The 21,761-nt window shown below is 72.6% G+C and carries 17 protein-coding genes; 4 read left to right on the top strand and 13 right to left on the bottom strand.

Going from position 1 to position 21,761, the window contains the following annotated elements; translation table 11 throughout:
- Window positions 1-3: 3 nt before the first annotated feature.
- From ACKUB9_RS02505 to ACKUB9_RS02515, 3 genes are read right to left on the bottom strand one after another with little or no spacing between them, the layout of a single operon-like run.
- Window positions 4-852, bottom strand: a complete 849-nt coding sequence (locus ACKUB9_RS02505; protein ID WP_407519136.1) for a metal ABC transporter permease — start codon at window positions 850-852, stop codon at window positions 4-6.
- Entirely contained in the window at window positions 849-1,640 is a 792-nt protein-coding gene (locus ACKUB9_RS02510) for a manganese/iron ABC transporter ATP-binding protein (RefSeq protein WP_407519138.1), read from the bottom strand. The genes ACKUB9_RS02505 and ACKUB9_RS02510 overlap by 4 nt, the downstream gene beginning before the upstream one ends.
- Entirely contained in the window at window positions 1,637-2,557 is a 921-nt protein-coding gene (locus ACKUB9_RS02515) for a metal ABC transporter substrate-binding protein (RefSeq protein ID WP_407519522.1), read from the bottom strand. The genes ACKUB9_RS02510 and ACKUB9_RS02515 overlap by 4 nt, the downstream gene beginning before the upstream one ends.
- A gap of 124 nt (window positions 2,558-2,681) precedes the next feature.
- Here ACKUB9_RS02515 and ACKUB9_RS02520 point away from each other — a divergent pair, with 124 nt between their 5' ends.
- A complete protein-coding gene (locus tag ACKUB9_RS02520) occupies window positions 2,682-3,587 on the top strand; it encodes a DUF6662 family protein (RefSeq protein ID WP_407519140.1) in 906 nt (301 codons plus the stop codon).
- Between the two features lie 181 nt (window positions 3,588-3,768).
- Here the strand turns inward: ACKUB9_RS02520 and ACKUB9_RS02525 are convergent, their stop codons facing one another.
- Window positions 3,769-5,109: a sigma-54-dependent transcriptional regulator gene (locus tag ACKUB9_RS02525; RefSeq protein ID WP_407519141.1), complete on the bottom strand. Its 1,341-nt coding sequence runs from the start codon at window positions 5,107-5,109 to the stop codon at window positions 3,769-3,771.
- Window positions 5,106-7,040 carry a sensor histidine kinase gene (locus ACKUB9_RS02530; protein ID WP_407519143.1) on the bottom strand — a complete coding sequence of 645 codons (1,935 nt, stop codon included), beginning with the start codon at window positions 7,038-7,040 and terminating at the stop codon, window positions 5,106-5,108. The genes ACKUB9_RS02525 and ACKUB9_RS02530 overlap by 4 nt, the downstream gene beginning before the upstream one ends.
- A gap of 211 nt (window positions 7,041-7,251) precedes the next feature.
- Between ACKUB9_RS02530 and ACKUB9_RS02535 the strand changes: the two genes are divergently transcribed.
- Window positions 7,252-8,595 carry a dicarboxylate/amino acid:cation symporter gene (locus tag ACKUB9_RS02535; protein WP_407519145.1) on the top strand — a complete coding sequence of 448 codons (1,344 nt, stop codon included), beginning with the start codon at window positions 7,252-7,254 and terminating at the stop codon, window positions 8,593-8,595.
- A gap of 95 nt (window positions 8,596-8,690) precedes the next feature.
- On the opposite strand, the gene ACKUB9_RS02540 is transcribed toward ACKUB9_RS02535, so the two are convergent.
- The 3 genes from ACKUB9_RS02540 to ACKUB9_RS02550 are packed head-to-tail and all read right to left on the bottom strand — an operon-like array spanning window position 8,691 to window position 10,645.
- Complete coding sequence (locus tag ACKUB9_RS02540) at window positions 8,691-9,521, bottom strand: EamA family transporter (protein ID WP_407519147.1); 831 nt, start codon at window positions 9,519-9,521, stop codon at window positions 8,691-8,693.
- A gap of 9 nt (window positions 9,522-9,530) precedes the next feature.
- Window positions 9,531-10,061, bottom strand: coding sequence for a GNAT family N-acetyltransferase (locus tag ACKUB9_RS02545; RefSeq protein ID WP_407519149.1), 531 nt, complete (start codon window positions 10,059-10,061; stop codon window positions 9,531-9,533).
- The gene (locus ACKUB9_RS02550) at window positions 10,058-10,645 is read right to left on the bottom strand and encodes a helix-turn-helix domain-containing protein (RefSeq protein WP_407519152.1); all 588 of its coding nucleotides are present in this window, start codon (window positions 10,643-10,645) and stop codon (window positions 10,058-10,060) included. The genes ACKUB9_RS02545 and ACKUB9_RS02550 overlap by 4 nt, the downstream gene beginning before the upstream one ends.
- A gap of 249 nt (window positions 10,646-10,894) precedes the next feature.
- Here ACKUB9_RS02550 and ACKUB9_RS02555 point away from each other — a divergent pair, with 249 nt between their 5' ends.
- Window positions 10,895-13,774, top strand: coding sequence for an ATP-binding protein (locus tag ACKUB9_RS02555; RefSeq protein WP_407519154.1), 2,880 nt, complete (start codon window positions 10,895-10,897; stop codon window positions 13,772-13,774).
- 15 nt (window positions 13,775-13,789) lie between these two features.
- Here ACKUB9_RS02555 and ACKUB9_RS02560 read toward each other — a convergent pair whose 3' ends face one another.
- From ACKUB9_RS02560 to ACKUB9_RS02580, 5 genes are all read right to left on the bottom strand, one after another.
- Window positions 13,790-14,323: a histidine phosphatase family protein gene (locus tag ACKUB9_RS02560; protein WP_407519156.1), complete on the bottom strand. Its 534-nt coding sequence runs from the start codon at window positions 14,321-14,323 to the stop codon at window positions 13,790-13,792.
- Window positions 14,320-16,122, bottom strand: a complete 1,803-nt coding sequence (locus ACKUB9_RS02565) for a hypothetical protein (RefSeq protein ID WP_407519158.1) — start codon at window positions 16,120-16,122, stop codon at window positions 14,320-14,322. The genes ACKUB9_RS02560 and ACKUB9_RS02565 overlap by 4 nt, the downstream gene beginning before the upstream one ends.
- Window positions 16,123-16,188: 66 nt before the next feature.
- Window positions 16,189-17,385 (bottom strand): osmoprotectant NAGGN system M42 family peptidase, encoded by a 1,197-nt coding sequence (locus ACKUB9_RS02570; protein WP_407519160.1) that lies wholly within the window; start codon window positions 17,383-17,385, stop codon window positions 16,189-16,191.
- A 3-nt stretch (window positions 17,386-17,388) separates the two neighbouring features.
- Window positions 17,389-19,113, bottom strand: a complete 1,725-nt coding sequence (ngg, locus tag ACKUB9_RS02575) for an N-acetylglutaminylglutamine synthetase (protein ID WP_407519161.1) — start codon at window positions 19,111-19,113, stop codon at window positions 17,389-17,391.
- 19 nt (window positions 19,114-19,132) lie between these two features.
- Window positions 19,133-20,905, bottom strand: coding sequence for an N-acetylglutaminylglutamine amidotransferase (locus tag ACKUB9_RS02580; protein ID WP_407519162.1), 1,773 nt, complete (start codon window positions 20,903-20,905; stop codon window positions 19,133-19,135).
- Between the two features lie 308 nt (window positions 20,906-21,213).
- Between ACKUB9_RS02580 and ACKUB9_RS02585 the strand changes: the two genes are divergently transcribed.
- The gene (locus ACKUB9_RS02585; protein ID WP_407519163.1) at window positions 21,214-21,612 is read left to right on the top strand and encodes a response regulator; all 399 of its coding nucleotides are present in this window, start codon (window positions 21,214-21,216) and stop codon (window positions 21,610-21,612) included.
- The last annotated feature ends 149 nt before the right edge of the window (window positions 21,613-21,761 follow it).

Raw genomic sequence — 21,761 nt, forward strand, 5'->3', positions numbered from 1 at the left:
GGCTCACGGATGCGCCTCCCGGGCGCGGCGGCGCGCCGCCAGGAGCCCGTGCTTGGGGGCGAGCAGGAAGGCGCAGAGGAAGACCAGGGTCTGCAGCACCACGATCAGGCCGCCGGTCGCGCCGTCGAGGAAGTAGCTCGCGTAGGCGCCGATGACGCTCGTGGTGGACCCGATCGCGACGCTCAAGCCGAGCAGGCGCGGGAAGCGGTCGGTGAGGAGGTAGGCGGTGGCCCCCGGCGTCACCACCATGGCGATGACCAGGAAGGCTCCCACCGTCTGGAGCGCCGCCACCGTGCAGGCGGCCAGCAGGGTGAAGAACATCCCCTTGAGCAGCACCGGGTTGAGGCCGACCGAGCGCGCGTGCCCCTCGTCGAAGAACACCACCATCAGGTCCTTCCACTTGGCGAGCAGCAGCGCGAGCGAGACGCAGCCGATGATCGCGAGCTGCAGCGTGTCCTCCGGCGTCACCGCCAGCACGTTGCCGAGGATGATGGTCTGGATGTTCACCGCCGTGGGCTTCAGCGAGACCATGAACAGGCCGAGTGCGAAGAAGGAGGTGAAGATCAGGCCGATGACCGTGTCCTCCTTGAGCTTGGTCTGGCGGGTGAGGAGGAACATGGCCCCGGCCGCCAGCGCCCCGGCCAGGAACGCGCCGAGCGAGAAGGGCAGGCCGAGGAGCGCCGCCCCGGCCACGCCGGGCACGATGGCGTGCGAGAGCGCGTCGCCGATCAGCGACCAGCCCTTCAGCATCAGGTAGGCGGACAGGAAGGCGCAGACCCCGCCGACGAGCCCGCTGACCCATAGTGCGTTCAGCATGTAGCCGTAGCCGAAGGGTTCGAGCAGGACGCTCATGGCTCCCCCGGCGGCGCGAACTGGCGCAGCACCCCGCCGAAGGTGCGCTCCAGGTTCTCGCGGGTGAAGGTCTCGCGGAGCGGGCCGGCGGCGAGCACGGTGCGGTCGATCAGCACCGCGCGGTCGCAGAATTCCGGCACGCGGCTGAGGTCGTGCGTTGAGACGAGCATCACCCGCCCCTCCGCCCGCAGCTGGCGCAGGAGGTCGATGATCGCGTCCTCGGTGGTGACGTCGACGCCCGTGAAGGGCTCGTCGAGGAGGATCACCCGCCCCTCCTGGGCGAGCGCCCGGGCCAGAAACACCCGCTTCCTCTGCCCGCCCGACAATTCGCCGATCTGGCGATGGCGAAAATCCGTCATGCCGACGCGGTCGAGGGCGGAGGCCACCGCCTCCCGGTCCCGCGGCTTGGCGCGCCGCAGCCAGTTCATGTGCCCGTAGCGGCCCATCATCACCACGTCCTCGACGAGGACCGGGAAGGTCCAGTCGACCTCCTCGCTCTGCGGCACGTAGGCGACGAGGCTCTTCCTCAAGGCGGCCTCGATCGGGCCGCCCAGGACCGTGATGCGGCCGGCCGCGAGCGGCACGAAGCCCATGATCGCCTTGAACAGCGTGGACTTGCCGCTGCCGTTGACCCCCACCAGCGCCGCGATGGTGGCGGTGGGAAGCGCGAAGGAGGCGTCGCGCAGGGCCGTATGGCCGTTGCGGTAGGTCACGGTGGCGCCCTCCACCGACAGGCCACCGGAGGCGCAGGCGGCGCGGACGTCGCGCGGATCGACCCGGGCCGTCACGGCGCCGCCTTCCCGGACAGCTCCCGTGCCACGGTGCCGGCGGTGACGCGCAGGAGATCGAGATAGGTCGGCACCGGACCGCCGGGCTCGCTCAGGGAATCGACGTAGAGCACGCCGCCGTAGCGGGCGCCGGTCTCGCGCGCCACCTGCCGCGCGGGGTCGGGCGAGACGGTGCTCTCGCTGAACACGACGTCGATGTGGTTCTGCCGCACGGCATCGATCACCTTGCGCACCTGCTGGGGCGTCCCCTGCTGGTCGGCGTTGATCGGCCAGAGATAGAGCTCCTTCAGGCCGAAGTCGCGGGTGAGATAGCTGAAGGCGCCCTCGCTCGTCACCAGCCAGCGCTTCTCCGGCGGAATGTTCGCGAGTTCCCGGCGGATCGGCTCCACCGCGGCGCGGATCTTTTCCTTGTAGGCCTTGGCATTGGCCCGGTAGGCCGCCGCGTTCTTCGGGTCGTGGCGGATGAAGGCGTCGCGGATGTTGTCGACGTAAACGAGGCCCGCGCTCGGCGACATCCAGGCATGGGGGTTCGGCTTGCCCCGGTAGGGTCCGTCGCCGATGCCGATCGGCTCGACGCCCTGCGAGACCACCGCGTCGGGCACGCCGCGCAGGGTGCGGAAGAACTTTTCGAACCAGACCTCCAGGTTGAGCCCGTTCCAGAGGATCAGCTGCGCGCCCTGGGCCTTGAGGATGTCCCCGGGCGTCGGCTGGTAGTTGTGGATCTCGGCCCCCGGCTTGGTGATCGATTCCACCTGGGCGGCCTCGCCCGCCACGTTGCGGGCCATGTCGGCGATGACCGTGAAGGTCGTCACCGCCTTGAACCGGGCCGGTTCCTGCGCGGGCGCCCGCCCGGCCGCGACACCGAATGCCATCGCGGCAAGGCCCGTGAGAACGCTGCGCCGGTCGCGGTCGAACACCATCCGATCCCTCTCCCTCGTCAGGCGCCGGGCCGCGGGCCCGATCGCCGCGCCGTACCGCCGAGCCTTGCTATACCGCGGCTATGTGATATAGCCAATGCTATAATGTTCAGAGAGGGCGGGTATGTCGCGCACTGGCTATCTCCAACGGGTGGGCGCCGGGATGGTTCTGGCCGCGATGGTCGCAGGGGCGGCCCTGGCGCAGGACGAGCCGACCGCCGCGGAGAACCGGGCCGGCCCCGACCTCGACAGCGAGCACCTGTTCGGCTTCACGGAGGGCACGGATCTCGGCGTGCCGGGTGAGCTGGAGCTGGAGCAGGAGACCACCGGCCGGATCGGCAAACGCGGCGGCACCTTCCGGGCCTTCGACCCGACGCTGGCCCTGAAGATTCCGCTGAGCGAAAATTTTCGCGTCGCGCCGGGCCTCTCCTTCGCGGCCTACGACGTCGCGCGCGGGGCCGGCCTGCCCTCGTCCGTGCGCGGCGGGTTCAACGGCGCCTTCCTGGAGACGCGCGCGCGCCTCCTCGACCGGCGCACCGCCCCGGTCGGGCTCACCCTCAGCCTCGTGCCGAGCATCGGCATGCGCGATTCCGGCACCGGCCTCTCTGCCCGCAGCCACGGGCTGGAAGCGAGCCTCCTCCTCGACCGCGAGCTGATCCCGGGCCGGCTCGTCGGCGCCCTGAACGTGTCCTACGCCTTCGCCCGCACGCGCCCGGACGGGGCGGATGCGGGGGAGCTGGGATCGGGGCTCGAAGTGTCGGGGGCGCTCGCCTACCGGGTGCTGCCGAGCCTCTTCCTCGGCGGCGAGGTGCGCTACCTGCGGGCCTATGACGGCCTCGGGCTCGACCGGTTCGCCGGGGAAGCGGTCTATCTCGGGCCGACACTCTACGCCTCTGTCTCGGACCACGCCTGGGTGTCGTTCACCTGGGGGACGCAGGTCGCGGGCCGCGCGGTCGGCGAGCCCGGGCCGCTCGACCTCACGGGCTTCGACCGCCACCAGGCGCGGCTGCGGATCGGCTACAGCTTCTGATACCAACGGCCCAGGATGCTGACGCATCGATCTCGATCCCGGGCAGGCCCGGGATCGACGGGGCCGTTGAGTTATCTCGAATTTTCGACATCAAGCCCAGAAATCCGGGATCCTGGGCTTGACGAAAATTCGAGAGCGGAACCAACGGTCATTGGAAATGACCGTTGGTATGACGCCCCGCTCACCGGTAGTCGTTCGGGTCGAGCCCGTGCCGGGCGAGCTTGTCGTAGAGCGTCTTGCGGGGGGTGCCGAGCGCCTCGGCGGCGACCCGCACGTCGCCGCCCGCCATGATCAGTTCGTCGCGGATCAGCCCGCGCTCGAAGCGGTCGATCTGCTCGGCGAGCGTGAGATTCCGCTCCGGAACGGGGGTCTCCGGGGCGCTGGGGCCGAGGCCGAGCGCGCAGCGCTCCGCGAAATGGCCGAGTTCGCGCACATTGCCCGGCCAGTCGTGCCGGCTCAGCATGTCGCGGATCGCGGGCGTCACCGGCGGGGGCGCGCGGTTGAAGCGGGCGGCGGCGCGGCCGAGGAAATGCTCGAACAGCAGCGCCACGTCCTCGCGCCGCTCGCGCAAGGGGGGGATCGTCACCGTCACCACGTTGAGCCGGAAGTAGAGGTCGTCCCGGAAGGTGCCCTGCGCGGCGGCCTGGGCGAGGTCGATCTTGGTGGCGGCCACCACCCGCATGTCGATTGACCGGATCTCGTTGGTGCCCAGCGGCTCCACCGCGCGCTCCTGCAGCACCCGGAGCAGCTTCACTTGGAGGCTGAGCGGCATGCTCTCGATCTCGTCGAGGAAGAGCGTGCCGCCGTGGGCGTGCTCGATCTTGCCGACCCGGCGCTTGAGGGCGCCCGTGAAGGCCCCGGCCTCGTGGCCGAACAATTCGCTCTCGACCACGCTGTCGGGGAGCGCGCCGCAATTCATCGCCACGAAGTGGCCGCGGGCGCGCCGGCTCCAGCGGTGGAGGGCGTTGGCCACCACCTCCTTGCCGGAGCCGGTCTCGCCCAGCACCAGCACGTCCACGTCGGCCTGGGCCACGTCGCGCACGAAGCGGCGCAGGCGGGTGATCTCGGGCGAGACGCCGAGGAAGGCCGGATCCTCCGCCACCGCCGCGTCGAGCCGCGCCTGCAGCCCGCGGTTCTCCAGCACCAGCCTGCGCCGCTCCAGCGCGCGGCGCACCGAGCCGATCAGGCTGTCGGCCGGGTAGGGCTTGGCCAGGAAGTCGTAGGCGCCCGCCCGCATGGCGCGCACCGCCATGGTGATGTCGCCGTGGCCGGTGATCAGGATGACCGGCAGATCGGGGTCGGCCTCCCGCACCGCCTCGAACAGGCCGAGCCCGTCGAGGCCCGGCAGGCGCACGTCGGTGATCACGACGCCCGGCGGCCGGGCCAGGATCGCCTTCAGGGCCGGCTCGGCGGCCGGGAAGACCTCGACCGCGAAGCCGTCGAGTTCGAGGCTCTGGCGGTTGGCGAGCCGGACATCCTCCTCGTCGTCCACGAAGACGATGCGCTCGGACGGGTCGCTCATGCTGCCTCCTCGGCCGTCTCGGCCCGGACGAGTTCGATGCGGAAGACGGCGCCCCCGGCCGCCCCATTGCCGGCCGCGAGCGTGCCGCCGCATTCCTCGACGATGCCGCGCGAGATCGCGAGCCCGAGCCCCAGCCCGTCCGCCTTCGTCGTGAAGAACGCGTCGAAGACCTGCCCCCGCGCCTCTTCCGGAATGCCGGGGCCGTTGTCGCTCACCTCCAGCACCGCCTTCGGGCCGGCCACAAGAACCCGGACCGCCACGCGCGGCGCGGGACGGTCCGCCACCGCGTCGAGGGCGTTCTGGAGCAGGTTCACCACGACCTGCTCCAGGCGCGGGCCGTCGCCGAGGACCACGGGCGCGGGGTCGGGCAGCGCGATGTCGAGGGCGATGCCGCCCGTCTGGACGCGGACCTCCACCACTTCGAGGGCGTTGCGCAGCACGGTGCCAAGCGACACCGGCTCGCGCCGGCCCGAGGCACGCCGGGCGAAGCCCTTGAGCTGGCGGGTGAGGCCGCCGATGCGCTCGGTGAGCCGGCCGATGGCCGAGAAATTGGCGCTCGCATCCTCGGCGCGCCCGCGCCCGATCAGGATCGCGGCGTTGTCCGCGTAGGTGCGGATCGCCGCGAGCGGCTGGTTGATCTCGTGCGCCATGCTGGCGGCGAACTGGCCGAGCGCCGCGAGGCGCCCGGCCTGGGCGAGTTCACGCCCGAGGCGCTCGCGCTCGGCCTCGGCGCGCTGGCGCTCCTCCATCTCGGCACGCAGCTGGGCGTTGGCGTCGGTGAGCGCCTGGGTGCGCTCCTGGACCCGCCGCTCGAGTTCCTCGCGCCGCGCCGCCTCCTCGGCGAGCCGGGCGCGGATGCGGCGGCGGCGGCCGAGCAGCACCGCGAGACCGGTGCCGGCGGTCCCGGCGACGAGGCCGGCCAGCACCTGCGCCTGGACGCGCTCCCGCTCCACCGCCGCGCCCACCGGGGTCAGCGTGTACAGCCGCCACGCCGTGCCGGGCACCTCGGCGTCGAGGGGCAGGACGAGGCGGGCGGGCTCGGACCCGCCCCCCACCCGCATCAGCCCGCCCGGGCCGGCGTCGGGGTGGAGGGGAAGCGGAGTGAGGAGGGCGTCACCGAATTCGAGCATGTGGCGGATGCGCTGGCGCTCGGGCGGATCGACCGGGCGCAGCGTCCGGAAGCGCCAGCCCGGCTCGCTCGCCACCAGCACGATACCGCGCGGATCGGCCACGAAGACCCCCTCGCGGCCCGCCGCCCAGGCCGCCTCGATGCCATCGAACTCGACCTTGACCACGACGACGCCGGGCTGCGGCCCCGGCACCCGCCGCGCGAGGTAGAAGCCCGGTCGCCCGCTCACGGTGCCGAGCGCGAATTGCGAACCGGTGCCGGTGTCCAGGGCCTCCCGGAAGTAGGGCCGGAAGGCGTAGTTGTTGCCGATGAAGCTCGTCGGCCCGCCCGCGTTGCTGGCCGCAACGGTCAGGCCGTCGGACCGGATCACGTAGATGACGGCCGCACCCGTCGCACCCGCCACCTCGGCGAGCCGCCCGCTCACCCGGGCGAGGAGGGCCGGATCCGGCGAGGCGCCGACGCTCGCCACGATCTCCGGATCGGTGGCGAGCGCGAGCGGCAGGGAGGCCTGCTTCTCCATCTCCGCCCGCAGCGCCGCCACGTGGAGGGTGAGGCTCGCCTGCGCGGTGCGCCGCAGGTCGGCGAGGGCGGCCTGCTCGGCGGCCCGCCCGGCGAGCCACGCGGCCATGAGCGCCGCCAGGACGCACAGCCCCCAGGCCGTCAGCCGGTGCCGCGCGGACAGGCCGTCGCGGGCCCGCCGCCACCAGCCGGGAGCCGCCGGAGCGGTGGCGGATTCCCGCACGCCCTCGGGGCCTCGCGTGCGGGACGCCGGAACGGGCTTGCTCGGCGCCGGATCCGACATGGGAAAAATATCTCCTGTTTCCAGCATCTTAACAAATTCTTCAGCGCCCGGCCGCCCTGGCACACGGGTTGCCATCGGGTCCGGGACAGCAGTCGTGCCGCGCACGGCAAGGCTGCATGCCGAAAGGTCAAGAGCAAGAGCCGGAACGCCCCCGGGTCCTCCCCCGCGGTCAGACCGGTCCCCTGCATTCCTCCAACCGGGAGAACGCCCGATGGTCGCCGTACCCGCTCCGCTCAACGCTCCGCACGATCCGCCCGCCCCCAAGCCCCTCTACAAGACCCTCTACTTCCAAGTGCTCGTCGCCGTCGCGATCGGCATCCTGCTCGGCCATTTCTACCCGCAGCTCGGCGCCGAGATGAAGCCGCTCGGCGACGCCTTCATCAAGCTCGTCAAGATGATCATCGCGCCGGTGATCTTCCTCACGGTGGTCTCCGGCATCGCCGGCATGACGAACCTGGAGAAGGTGGGCCGCGTGGGCGTGAAGGCCCTGGTCTACTTCCTGACCTTCTCGACGCTGGCGCTCTTCGTCGGGCTGATCATCGCCAACCTGCTGCAGCCGGGCCACGGCATGCACATCGACCCGAAGTCGCTCGATCCCAAGGCCATCGCCACCTACGCGGGCAAGGCCAAGGAGCAGAGCATCGTCGAGTTCCTGATGAACGTCATCCCGTCGACGGCGGTGGGTGCCTTCGCGGGTGGCGAGATCCTGCAGGTCCTGTTCTTCTCGGTGCTGTTCGGCTTCGGCCTCGCCTTTCTGGGCGAGCGCGGCAAGCCGGTGCTCGAGGTCATCAAGATCACCTCCGAGGCCGTGTTCGGCGTCGTCCACATCATCATGAAGGTGGCGCCGATCGGGGCCTTCGGCGCGATGGCCTTCACCATCGGCAAGTACGGCGTGTCCTCGCTCGCCAACCTCGCCTACCTGGTCTTCGCCTTCTACCTGACCTCGGCGATCTTCGTGCTCGTCGTGCTCGGCGCGGTCGCCCGCTACAACGGCTTCTCGATCATCAAGCTGATCCGCTACATCAAGGAGGAACTCCTCCTCGTGCTCGGCACCTCGTCGTCGGAATCGGCGCTGCCGTCGCTGCTCACCAAGATGGAGCGGGCGGGCTGCTCGCGCCCGGTGGTCGGCCTCGTCGTGCCCACCGGCTACTCGTTCAACCTCGACGGCACCAACATCTACATGACGATGGCGGCCCTGTTCATCGCCCAGGCGACGGACACGCCCCTCTCGTACGGCGAGCAGGCGCTCCTCCTCCTCGTGGCGATGCTGTCCTCCAAGGGCGCGGCCGGCGTCACCGGCTCGGGCTTCATCACGCTGGCCGCGACGCTCGCGGTGGTGCCCTCCGTGCCGGTGGTCGGCATGGCGCTCATCCTCGGCATCGACCGCTTCATGTCGGAGTGCCGGGCGCTCACCAACTTCATCGGCAACGCGGTGGCCTGCATCGTGGTCGCCCGCTGGGAGGGCGAGGTCGACGAAGGCCGGCTCGCCGCGGCGCTCGACGGCCACGCGCTCCCGCTCGCGGACGAGGCCCCGGCCCTCCAGCCGGCGGAATGATCCTCGACCGGCTGTCAGGCGGCGCGAGACCTCGCGTCGCCCGACGGAAGCGCGCGGCTTCCCCCCGGGGCCGCGCGCTTCGCCGTTCCAGGGGTTCAGGCGACGCGCAGACAGGCCATGCCGGCGAGCGCGAGGAGAAGGGCGCCCAGGCGCCGCCGCGTGAGCGGCTCGCGCAGCACCAGGGCGGCGAGGAGCGCCGCGAAGACCACGCTGGTGTCCCGCAGGGCCGCCCCGATGGCGATCGGCCCCCGGCTCCAGACCCACAGGATCAGCAGGTAGGAGGCGATCGCCGCGCCCGCGCCGAGGGACGCGAGCCCGCCATGGGCGCGCAGCACCGCCCGCACGCGGCCGCCCCGCATCCGCAGCAGCGCCGCGCTGGCGAGCGCGCTCAGCACCGAGAGCGACAGGCCGTAGCCGAGGACCGAGGGCGACAGGCGCGCGCCCTGCGCGTCCGACAGGACGTAGGCGGCGGAGAAGATCCCGGCCGCCAGCGCGTAGACGAGGGCCGCCGGACGCCGCAGGGCCTCGCCGCTGGCGAAGACCGCGACCGCACCCGAGACCAGCGCGACGCCGGCCCAGCCCGTCCCGCTCAGGCGCTCCCCGACCAGCAGCGTGGCGAAGAGCGCCACGAGGAGCGGCGAGACCGCCCGGGCCACCGGGTAGACGAAGCCGAAGCCGCCCCGCGCGTAGCCGCGCACCAGCGCCCCGAGGGTGAGCAGGTTCAGGAGCGTCGAGGAGACGAGCCAGGGCAGCGCCGCGGGCGGCGGCAGGGGCACGACGGTCAGCAGCGCCGCCGCCGCGATGCCTGCGCCGATCACCTGCGCGGCCATCGCGCCCTGCGGGTCGGGGGCGGCCTTGACCCAGGCGTTCCAGGCTGCGTGCAGGGCCGCGCTGAGGAGCGCGGCGGCGACCAGGATCCCGTCCATCCGCGGCCCTCAGACGAGGCGCTTGTAGAAGAAGGTGGTGTCGCAGGGCCGCCCGTCCGGCAGCAGGGCGTAGTCCGGCACGCGCCCGACCCGGATCCAGCCCTCGCGGGCGTAGAGGCGCTCGGCCTCCGGGCTCGCGGTGTCGAGGACGAGGAGCGTCTTGCCGGCATCGAGCGCCGCGGTCTCGGCGGCCCGCATCAGGGCGGCGCCCAGGCCGCGGCGCCGGGCCGCCGGATGCACCAGCATCTTGGCGAGATCGCCCCGGTGCGGCTGGTTCTCGGGCTGGGCCAGGACCACCTGCACGGTGCCGAGGATTCCGGCCGCCGGATCCTCCGCGACGAGGACGAGGCGCTCGCCGCGCCCCACCCCCGCCGCCACCTCGCTCCAGAAGGTCTCGGCCCGGCTCCGGGCGAGCGGCGCCATGAAGCTCACCGAGGCGCCGCCCTCCACGCAGGCGATCAGGAGCGCGGCGAGGTCGCCCGAACGGGACGCGGCCTCTGCCGCATCGAGCCGGCGGAGCACGGGGGGCGGGCCGGTCACGGCCGGCTCCGCGCGGCACCGGCCGCGAGCGCGACGAGGTAGCGGGCCGGCCGGTCCCCGGGGTTGCGGAAGGCGGTCGGCCCGTCGAGGCGCATGGCGAGGCAGTCCCCCTCCTCCAGCCGGTGCGAGGTCCCGCCCTCCGTGAGGTCGACCGTCCCGTCGAGGATCCAGACCTGCTGGTCGAAGGGCGCCGCGCGGGGACCGGTGTCGTAGGCGACGCGGGCGCCGGGCGGGAGCACCACCTCCACGAGGTCGAGGGCGGACGGATAGCCGGAGGGCGAGAGGTTGCGGCGTTCGTAGCCCGTCTCGGGATCGCGCCAGACCGCTTGGTCGGCGCGGCGGGAGACGGGCGTCGCGCCGTCCTGCTCCCCTTCGGCGAACAAGGCCGCGAGGGTGACGCCGAGACCCGCGGCCAGCCGGTCGAGCAGGCTCGCGGTCGGGCTGCTCTCGCCCCGCTCCACCACGGAGATCATCGAGCGGCTCACCCCCGTCCGGGCCGCGAGCGCATCGAGGCTGAGGCCGCGCTCGGCGCGCAGCACCCGCAGGCGCGTGGCCAGGCGCGCGTCGAGATCGGTCCCGCCCACGTCGTGCCCTCCATTAAATTGGAGGATAAATCCGATTTGATAGAGAGCGCAAGCGGTGCGGCCGACGGAGCGCCGAGCGTCCGGCCCGGGCGCATCGCATCACCGGCAGGACCGAGCCCCACGGCGCAACGCGCAGGCCGGGCTCGTGATCGACCGTCCGTCAAGCAATCCGGCGGGAATCCGTGTAGAACTTCGATCCGGACCCTGCCTCGGCAGAACAGGTCCGCGATCGGGCGTGTATCATCGGTCATGACGTCGTTCTCCGCACGGGCCGCGGATCTCTTTCGCCGGCCACGGCTGCTCGGCAGCCCGGCGGCCGTCGCGTTCCTGGCGGCGGCGCTGATGGTCGCCCTGGGCACGTGGCAGATCTGGCGCGGCCGGCAGGCGGCCCTGGCTGACGCCCAGGCCGATACCCGCAACCTCGCCCGCTCGCTGATCCAGCACACGGCCCGCAGCATCGAGGCGGCCGATCTGATCCTCAGCGGCGTCGTGGACCACATCGAATCCGGCGCGCTCGCCGACCGGTCGGCGCTCAGGTCCTTCCTGCAGCGGCGGCTGGGGCTGATCACGCACGTGAGCGGCCTCTCCGTGCAGGATACGCAGGGCAACTGGCTCAGCGACTCGCTCGACGGACCGCCGCTTCCGATCAACAGCGGGGACCGCCCCTACTTCGTGCATCACCAGGCCGACCCGAGCCGGACACTGCACATCGACGCACCGATGCGCAGCCGGCGAAGCGGCCGGATCATCGTACCGCTGTCCCAACGCTGGAACGGCCCGGACGGCCAGTTCGGCGGCGTCGTGGTGGCCTCCCTGATGCCCGAGCACTTCCAGGCCTTCTACCGCGACCTCGGCGTCGGCGAGCGGGGCTCGATCTCCCTTCTGGACGCCGACGGCACGCTGCTGGTGCGCCACCCCCACGACGACCGCTCCGTGGGGCGGGACCTGTCCGGCACGGATTTGTTCCGGCAGGCGCTGCCGCAGGCGATGAGCGGCGTGTTCCGCGCCCGCTCCAGCCTCGACGGCGAGGAGCGGATCGTCGCCTACGAGCGGCTGGAGGCATATCCGCTCGTCGTCACGGTGGCCCGCAGCGTGCCCGAGACGCTGGCGACGTGGCGGCACGACGCGCTGATCGACGGTTTCGCGCTCGGCGTCGCGGCCGCCACCCTGTGCGGTCTCGGGATCGGTCTCGCGCGCCACCAGCGCCGCACCGTCGCGGCCGAGCGGGCCGTGCGGGCGAGCGAGGCGCGGTTCCGCCTCCTGTCGGAGCACGCCCTCGACATGATCGTGTGGGCCGATCTCGACACCACCCGCCGCTACGTCTCCCCGGCCAGCCGCGACCTCCTGGGCTACGAGCCCGAGACGCTCATCGGCACCAAGCCCCTGGACAGCGTTCATCCGGACGATTGCGGCGCCTGCGCGGAGGTGCTGACCGACCTCGCCAGGGGCCGGCGCGACACCGCCACGAGCCGGCTGCGCTACCGGCGACGGGACGGCTCCTACATCTGGGTCGAGGCCAAGTTCCGCCTGCTGCGCGACCCGGCCGGCACCCCGACCGGCTACGTCGCCGTCGTGCGCGACGTCTCGGAGCGGCAGCGCCACAAGGAGGCGCTGGAGCGGGCCGCGGAGGCGGCCGAACAGGCGAGCCAGGCGAAGACGGACTTCCTGGCCTCGATGAGCCACGAGATCCGCACGCCGCTCAACGGCATCCTGGGCTACACGGAGATGCTGCTCGACGACGACGCCCTGAGCGAGAACCAGCGCCGGCAGGCGGAGCGGATCCAGTCGGCGGGCTCGGCGCTCCTGACCATCGTGGACGACCTCCTCGACTTCTCGAAGGTCGAGGCGGGTCAGATCGACCTCGACCTCCAGCCCTTCCGGCTCGGCGCCCTCATCGACAACACGGTGTCAATCATCCGCGGGGCCGCGGGCGCGAAGGACATCGGGGTGGCGGTCGCGGTGGCGCCCGAGGTGCCGGCCGTGCTCGTGGGCGACCATGGCCGCCTGCGCCAGATCCTGCTCAACCTCCTCAACAACGCCGTGAAGTTCACGCCCGCAGGCTCGGTGACACTCTCCGTCACGCGCGATCCGGCGACGCGGATGCTGCGCTTCTCGGTGGCGGATACCGGTATCGGCATCCCGGAGGACCGGCAGAACCGGCTCTTCCAGCGCTTCAGCCAGGTGGACGGGTCGATCCGGCGCCGCTTCGGCGGCACGGGGCTGGGCCTTGCCATCTCCAAGACCCTGGTCGAGCGCATGGGCGGCACGATCGGCGTGGAGAGCCGCGCGGGCGCGGGCGCGACCTTCTGGTTCACGGTCCCGCTCGACGAGGCCGAGGCGGAGGCCGCCGCCCCCGCCGTGCCCGTGGCGTGCCGGGCTGCCTCCCCGGCCCGCCTCCTCCTGGTGGAGGATCTGGAGATCAACCGCGACCTGGCCCGCGCGGTGCTGGAGGCGGCGGGGCACCACGTCGATCTCGCCACCGACGGGGTCGAGGCGGTGCGCGCGGTGCAGGACCGCGCCTACGACCTCGTGCTGATGGACGTGCAGATGCCCGGCATGGACGGTCTCACCGCCACGCGGCACATCCGGGCCCTGCCTGGGCCGGCCGGCCGGGTGCCGATCATCGCCATGACGGCCAATATCCTGCCGAAGCAGATCGAGGCCCTGCGCGAGGCGGGCATGGACGGGCACGTGGGCAAGCCGTTCAAGCGGGCCGATCTCGCGGGGCTCATCGCCCGCCACCGCGCCCGGCCGGCGGACGAGCCGGCCGGCCTGGTGGACCCGGCCGCCTTCGCGGCGGTGCGCGACCTGCTCGGGGCGGAGCGGACCGAGGCGTTGCTGGCGCTGCTCGCCGCGGAGCTGACGGAGCGCATGGACGCGACCGACCCCGACCGGGAGCGGCTGGCGCGCGACGCGCACGCGATGATGTCGGCAGCCGGTGCCCTGGGCTTCGCCGACCTGTCGGCGCTCTGCCGGGAGATCGAGCAGGCGGCCATAGGTAGCCACGACTTGAGCACCCAAGACCTAGAGCCGCTCCTCGGGCGGTTCGATGTGGCGCGCCGCACGGCGCTCGGCGAGATCGCGCGCCTGCGCGACGCGGCGCGCCGCGTGCAGGAGCCCACCGCCTGACCTCCGGTCGGCAGCTCAGGCCGCGGCGCCCGGATGCGGCAGCCGGACCCACTCCCCGTTGCCGAGGCTGCGGCCCGTGAGGGCCAGGATCACGTGCCAGTGGCAGATCACCAGGGTGTGGTCCCAGTCCGGCCGCGCCGCCGCCTCGTCGCGGAACGCCGCGGTGCGGGCGTGGAAGAGGTCGTGGGGCTCCGCCTCGTCCGGCCACCACATCTCGGTGACGTCGCCGAGATCGAGGTGAGGCCAGGCCTGCGCGAGGTCGGTGCGGCAGGTGCCGACATCGCAGCTCGCCGCGAAGCGCTCCCGCACGGCCGGGGTGACCAGCACCGGCAGGCCGAGCCGGGCGGCCACGGGCGCGGCGGTCTGCAGCGCCCGCGTGTAGGGCGAGCACAGGATGCGCCGGACGCCCTCGCCCGCCAGCGCCTCGGCGGCGGCCTGGGCCTGCTCCTGCCCGAGCGGCGTGAGGGGCGCGTCGGGGATGCCCGGATCGATCCCGGTCGCCCCGTAATGCAGGTTGAAGGTGCTCTGGCCGTGCCGCAGCAGGATCATCGGGTCTCCCTCATCGCGTCCCCATCATCGGGTTCCTTGCCGAGCACCGCGCGCAGGCGCTCCGCGTAGGCGTCGGCGGCGCGGGCGAGGCGGCCGGCCTCCTCGGGCGAGGCGGCGGCGGCAGCCATAGTGCAGGCGCCGATCCGGAAGGCGAGGTAGCACGGCGCGAGGAGCGCGAGCAGGTCGGGGTCGATCGCCCGCCCGGTGCCGCGCGCCACGATCGCGGCGAGCCGGTCGCGCGCCGCCGAGGGAAGCACGAGTTCGATCCCCGCCCCGACGACGTCCCAGGCGACGTCCTGGCAGCCGACGAGGTCGTGGGCGGCATGGTGGTCGAGAGCATCCGCCTTGAGGAGGGCGCCGTCCGGCAGCAGGAGCCACTCCCAGGGCTGAAGCCGGTTATCGGTCTCGACGGGACGGAGCCTCGCGGCGAGGCGCACGAGGGTATTCGGGCGCCAGCGGTCGAACCAGCCGGCCGCCTCGGTGCCCAGCGCCGTCCAGGCATTGTGGCGCGCCATGCCGACGAGGTCGGGGAGCGAGGCGCCCCGGTCCGGCCCGGTCGGGAAGGCCTCGGCCCGGAGAGCGAGGTAGCGCCCGACTTGCTCGGCGAGGTGCAGGGGGTCGAGGTCGCCCGGCGCCAGGGGCCGCGCCTCCTCCATCCAGCGCTCCACCAGGAAACCGTGGCGGAAACCGGCGACCGGGGGCGTGAGGCCCGCCGCGGCGAGACGCTGCGCCCGGACGAGCTTGGCCTCGCCCTCGGCCCCGAGCCCCACGAACTTCGCGAGCCACGGGCGGCCTCCCGCCCGCACCACGAACTTGCGCCGCTCCTGCTGCGCATCGACGGGCGGCCAAGCGGTCGCGGAAGGCCAGTGCCGCGCCCGCCACGCGCCGCCCGAAACATCCTCCGGCGGGCCGTCGAGCGGGCCGAGCAGGTCGGCGAGCCACGTCTCAAGGCGGTGCTCGGGCCGGGGCGCCCGCAGCACGAGGTCGTCGAACGTCACCACGCAGCGCCGCGCCGCCGCCCAGCGGGCGCGGTGGGCCGCGCTCGCCTGCGGCCCCGGCGCGCCGGGATGGCTCGGGAAGAAGGTGATCCGCTCGGGTGCGACGCCCCGCGCCTCCAAGTGGTCGGCCACCGCCCCGAAGGAACTGCCCGAGAGGCCCGGCCCCTCGTCGACGACCGCGAAGGCGGTGCCGGGCGGCGCATCGAGCGCCGCCGCTCTCGCCGGCGAGAGGGAGAGCTGGCGCCGGAACGGATGCCCGACCGGCCGCACCGTGACGGGCGGGGCCGCTCCGAGCGCCGCCGCCGCCATCGCGCCGAGCGGCGCGCCGATGCTGCGGATGCCGATCACGCGCGTCCCGGCCCCGAGGCCGGAGGCCCGGGCCGCCGCCGCGACGCTCTCGGGATAGTGCGCGTAGAAGGCGAAGCCCTCCGCCCGGTTGAGGACGAGGTCCCGCGGCAGGGCGAGCGCCGCGAGGGACGCGGCGCGTCCGGGCACGTCGGACGTGTGAAGGCTGGTCTCGGAAAAACCCGTGTCCCAGGAGTGCCGGAGCGCTCGCCCGAGGGTCATCAGGAGCGCGAGGGCCGCGTCCTCGGCGGGCGACGGGGCGTCGGCCTCCCGCACCGCGAAGGCGGCATCGCCAAGGCCCTGCGCGAGTTCGCCGGCCGTGATGAAGGCCGCCGCGAGCGCCCCGTGGCGGCCGATGCCGGGCGGCAATCCGGCGGCCTGCGCGCAGGCCAGGACCATCCGGTCGATGGTCTCGGCCGTCTCCACGCGCCGCCGCACGTCCCCGTAGACGATCATCCCGCTCCCCGCGCGGGCCGGCCGCCCGCCGGGCTCGTCATCGCCCGGCGCCGGGCTCCGGTTCCGTCAGGTCGGGAATCCCGCGCCCGCACCGGCGCCTTCGCCCTCGTCGCCGGCCGGATCGGCGGTCTCGACCTCCTGGCGCGGGAAGCCCGCGAGGGGGCCGAGGGGCCTGACGTCGCGCCCGAACAGCACGTCGCTCTGGAGGTAGTGGCAGGAGAGTTCGGCGAGCGAGCGCAGGGCGTTGACGTGGGTGCGCTCGTAGCCGTGCGAGGAATCGACGCCGAAGCAGATCAGCGCCGTGCGCAGGTCGTTGCCCGCCTCCAGCGCCGAGGCGCTGTCGCTGCGATAGAACCGGAAGACGTCGCGCTCGTAGCGGATGTCGTTGGTCTCGCACAGCTCGATCAGGCGGCGAGTCAGGTGGAAGTCGAACGGCCCGGCCGAATCGGCCATGCTGATGGTCACGCCCGATTCCCGGCTGCCCTGCCCGGGGGCGACGGTGCCGTTGTCGATGGTGACCATCTCGGCGATGTCGCCGTGCAGCACCGAGGAGGCGCCCACCCCGACCTCCTCGGCGATGGTGAACAGCATGTAGGTGTCGACGGTGGGTTTCTGCCCGGCATCCGCCAGCGCCTTCATGGCGGCGAACATCACCGCCACGCCCGCCTTGTCGTCGAGGTAGCGGGAGTTGATGTAGCCCCGCGGCGAGATCTCCGGGTTGGGATCGACGGCCACGAAGTCGCCGACGTTGAAGCCCAGCCGCCGCAGGTCCTCGCACCGGTACGAGAAGGCGTCGACCCGCATCTCGACGTTGGTCCAGTCGACCGGCTGGGTGTCGACCTCCTCGTTGAAGGTGTGGCCCGACGCCTTGAGCGGCAGGATCGTGCCGCGGTAGCTGCCGCGATCGGTGAAGATGGTGCAGCGCGCGCCCTCGGCGAAGCGCGCCGACCACGTGCCGATCGGGATCAGCGCGAGGCGGCCGTTGTCCTTGAGCTGCTTGACCATCGCGCCCAGCGTGTCGAGGTGCGAGACCATCGCCCGGGCCGGGCCGGGCCCGGCCCCGCGCAGGGTCGCCCGGATCGCGCCGCGGCGGGTCAGCTCGAAGGGTACCCCCAGCCGCTCCAGCTCGCGGCCGCAGAAATGCACCGCCTGGTCGGTGTAGCCGGTCGGGCTCGGGATCTCGATCAGGCGCTTGAGGAAGTCGAGCATGTAGTCGACGTCGATCCGCACCGTGGCGGACGGCATCACGAAGGGCTTGTTCACGCGTCAGTGCCTCCGGATCCGCGCGGCCGCGATCGTCTGCGGAAAGAGCATGTCGATGAACCGCTCGGCCGTGGGCTGCGGCTCGTGGTTGGCGAGGCCCGGCCGCTCGTTGGCCTCGATGAACCAGTGCGCGGGTCCTCGCACGTCCGGCACCATCAGGTCGAGACCGACGACCGGGATGTCGATCACCCGGGCGGCCTTGACGCAGGCCGCGACGATGTCGGGATGCACCGCGTCCGTGACGTCGTGGATCGTACCGCCGGTGTGGAGATTGGCGGTGCGCCGCACCAGCAGCGCCTCGCCGGAGGGGAGCACGTCGTCGAGGCTGCGGCCCGCGAGCTTCACGCAGCGCGCGGTCTCGTCGTCGAGGGGAATCTTCGATTCGCCGCCCGTCGCCGCCGCGCGGCGCCGGCTCTGGCGCGCGATCAGCTCGCGCACGCTGTGGCGCCCGTCCCCCGTCACCTGGGCCGGCCGGCGGATCGCCGCCGCCACGACCTTGAAGTCGATGACGATGACGCGCAGGTCCTCGCCCTCCACGAACTCTTCGAGGAGCACCGTGTCGCAGACGCGCCGCGCCTCCGTGATCGCCCTCGTCACCTCCTCGGGCGCGGTGAGGTTCACGGCGATGCCGCGGCCCTGCTCGCCGCGGGCGGGCTTCACCACCACGGCGCCGTAGCGCTCGAGGAAGGACCGCGCCGCCTCCTCGTCGGTGACGGTCGCCTGGTCGGGCACGCGCAGATCCGCCCCGGCGAGGAGCCGGCGCGTGAGGGCCTTGTCGTCGCAGATCGTCATCGCGGCCGCGGAGGTCGCGGAGGTGAGGCTCTCCCGGCAGACGAAGCTGCGCCCGCCGTGGGAGAGGCGGAACATCGAGGTCGGCTCGTCCACCACCTCGACCGTGATGCCGCGCCGACGCGCCTCGTCGGTGAGGATGCGCGCGTAGGGGTTCAGCGCCGCCTCCGGCGAGGGGCCGATGTAGAGTTTCTCGTTGAAGGAATTCTTGGTCTTGATGGTAAAGACCGGCAGGCGGGTGAAGCCGAGCTTTTCGTAGAGCGCGATCGCCTGCGCGTTGTCGTGCATGACCGAGAGGTCCATGAAGGTGCGCCCGCGGGCCCGGAAATGAGCCGCGAGCGCCCGCACCAGCGCCTCGCCGACGCCCGGATGCGGGCTCTGCGGGTCGACCGCGAGCGACCACAGGGAGGCGGCGTTCTCCGGGTCGTCGAAGGCCGCGACGTGGTCGACGCCGGTCGCCGCCCCCAGGATCGCACCCGTCCCGGCATCCTCGGCGACCAGGTAGGTGAGGAGCGAATCGTCGGCGGCGGGCCAGGCCGAGGCCGGGTCGATCTGCACCATCCGCCGGGCGAGGCAGATGCGGTTGATCTCGCCGATATCGGCCGGCCCGCGGATCGCGCGCACCCGGACGCCGTGCGGGGGCGGCCCCTCCTCGAGGTCGGCGAGGGCGAGGCGGAAGGCGTGCGACGGGTCGAGGAAGAGGTCCGTCGGGGCCAGCGCCAGCACGACGTGCGGCTCGGCGACGTAGAAGGCCACGTCCCGCCGGCCCGGCTGCTCCTGCAGCAGGGTGTCCACGAGATCGGCCGGGTCGCGGAAGGTCTGGCCGAAGATCAGCCTCCCCCAGCCGCATTCCACGGCGACGTTGGCGCGGTCGGATGGGGCGGATCGGGGAGAAACGGCTTGGGCAGCGGGGGCGGGCTGCGGGCGGGGTCTCGTCATGAGGTCGGACCTTGCTGGTTCAGATCTTGTGGGTCTGGAGCCAGAACTCGAGGAGCGCGACCTGCCAGAGCTTGGAGCCGCGCAGGGGCGTCATGTGGGCCTCGGGCTCGGCGAGCAGCCGATCCACGTAGGCGGGCCGGAAGATGCCCCGCTCGCGGGCGGCCGGCTGGCTCAGCACGTCGCGCACGAGGTCGAGGAAGGGGCCGCGCAGGTACTTGAGGGCCGGCACCGGGAAATATCCCTTCGGCCGGTCGATCACCTCGGCGGGCACGACGCGCCGGCCGGCCTCCTTGAGGATGTACTTGCCGCCGTCGCGGATCTTGAGCTCGGCCGGCACCCGGCCGGCCAGGGCCACGAGGTCGTGGTCGAGGAACGGCACGCGGGCCTCCAGGCCCCAGGCCATCGTCATGTTGTCGACCCGCTTGACCGGATCGTCGACCAGCATGATCTCGGTGTCGATGCGCAGCGCCTTGTCGATCGGCCGCGGGGCGCCGGGGCGGGCGAAATGGGCCGCCACGAAGGCGCGGCTCGCGTCGTCGGCGAGGAAGCCGGGCTCCAGCACCTCGGCCATCTCGGCCTGGTCGCGGTCGAAGAACACCCGGGCGTAGGTCGCGACGGCGTCGTCGGCCTGCATCATCGGCGGGTACCAGTGGTAGCCGCCGAAGATCTCGTCGGCCCCCTGCCCGCTCTGCACCACCTTGACGTGCTTCGAGACTTCTTCCGACAGGAGGTAGAAGCCGATCGCGTCGTGGCTCACCATCGGCTCGGACATCGCCGCCACCACCCCGTGCAGGGCCGGGAGTGCGCGGGCCGAATCGATCCGGATGCGGTGATGGTCGGTGCCGAAGCGCTCGGCGATGACGTCCGAGTACTTGAACTCGTCGCCCACCTCGTCGCCGACGGTCTCGAAGCCGATCGAGAAGGTCTTGAGGCCGCGCTGGCCGGCCTCCGCCAGCAGCGCCACCACGATCGAGGAATCGAGCCCGCCGGAGAGCAGCACGCCCACCGGCACGTCCGAGACGAGGCGCCGCTCGACCGCCTTGCGCAGGGTGGCGAGCACCGCCTCGCGCCAGTCGGCCTCCGACATGTGGCGGTCCTCGGGGCGCTCCCCGACGACGGCCTCCCAGTAGGTGCGCTCGCGGCGCGTGCCGTCCGGCTCGATGGTGATGGTGGTCGCGGGCGGCACCTTGCGCACGCCCCGCAGGATCGTCATCGGCGCGGGCACGACCGCGTGGAAGCTCATGTAGTGGTGGAGCGCGGCCCGGTCGATCGACGTGTCGACGTCGCCTGCCGCCAGCAGCGCCGGCAGGCTCGACGCGAAGCGCAGCCGCCTGCCCGATTCCGTGTAGTAGAGCGGCTTGATGCCGAGCCGGTCGCGCGCGATCAGGATGCGCCCGCTGTCGCGCTCCCAGAGCACGAAGGCGAACATCCCGTAGAAGCGCTCGACGCAGGCCGGACCCCAGGCGTGGTACGCCTTGAGGATCACCTCGGTGTCGCCGTCCGAGAAGAACGCGTAGCCCTTGGCGCGCAATTCCTCACGCAGCGGCCGGAAGTTGTAGATGCAGCCGTTGAACACGATCGCGAGGCCGAGGCCCGGATCGACCATCGGCTGCTGCGAGGCGGGACTCAAATCGAGGATGCTGAGGCGGCGGTGTCCGAAAGCGACCGCGCCTTGCGAGAAGCTGCCTCCCGCATCCGGGCCGCGCGGCCGCAGGGGCCCGGCCATCGCCGCGACCGCCGCCGCGTCCGGCGCCGCCCCATCCAGGCGGATTTCGCCGCAGATCCCACACATCCGATCGATCCTTCGCCTCAACCATGCGTCGACGCGCCCGCGACGGATCGTTCCGCAGCGCGGAAAACCGACGCTGCGGGGAAGCGATGCCGTGGGGACGCCTGGGCCAATGCGCGCCGCCCGGCAAGGTTCCGCATCGCGACGGGCCGGCGCCAGCCGGGAGGCACCCCGAATCGATCCGGGCACCGGGGACCGCCGATGGCGGGAGCGGGCGCGCGGGCGTCCTGAAACACCCCTTCCGGCTCGGCAACGGACCCGGTAGCATGCCGCAACGACAGCGGGGCCGGCATGCAACGGAGGGGTGCACCATGAGCGGCGAGCGGGCGGCGAGCGTCCTCATCGTCGAGGACGAGATGCTACTGCTCGACCTCGTCACGGCCGAACTCGAAGATGCCGGCCTGAGGGTGATTCAGGCGGCGGACGGCGACGCGGCCCTGACGGTGCTGGAGAGCGATGCCCCGGTCGACATCCTGTTCACCGACATCCGGCTGCCCGGGCGGCTGGACGGCTGGGAGCTCGCCGAGGCGGCTCGCACGCTGCGTCCCGACCTCAGGGTGATCTACGCGACGGGCTTCAGCAGCAGCGCGCCCCGGACCGTTCCGGGCAGCCTGTTCTTCGCCAAGCCCTATCGCCCCTCGGTCATCGTGGCGGCGGTCCAGAAACTCGCCCTGCCGCAGGCCGCCGCGCCGTCGGGCGCAATGCCCTGACCGAGGCGTGCTCGCGGCAGCGGCCCACCCTCGCAGGGGCGACGCCGGCCGCGTGTGTCCGAGCAGAAGGCCAAGCACAAGGTCCGCATCATCCGGCCCGCGATGGATTATCCGGAGAAGAACGGCCGATCGAGGCACCTCATTCCTGG

It is taken from the genome of Methylobacterium oryzisoli, from assembly GCF_046557895.1.
Taxonomy (GTDB): Bacteria; Pseudomonadota; Alphaproteobacteria; order Rhizobiales; family Beijerinckiaceae; genus Methylobacterium; species Methylobacterium oryzisoli.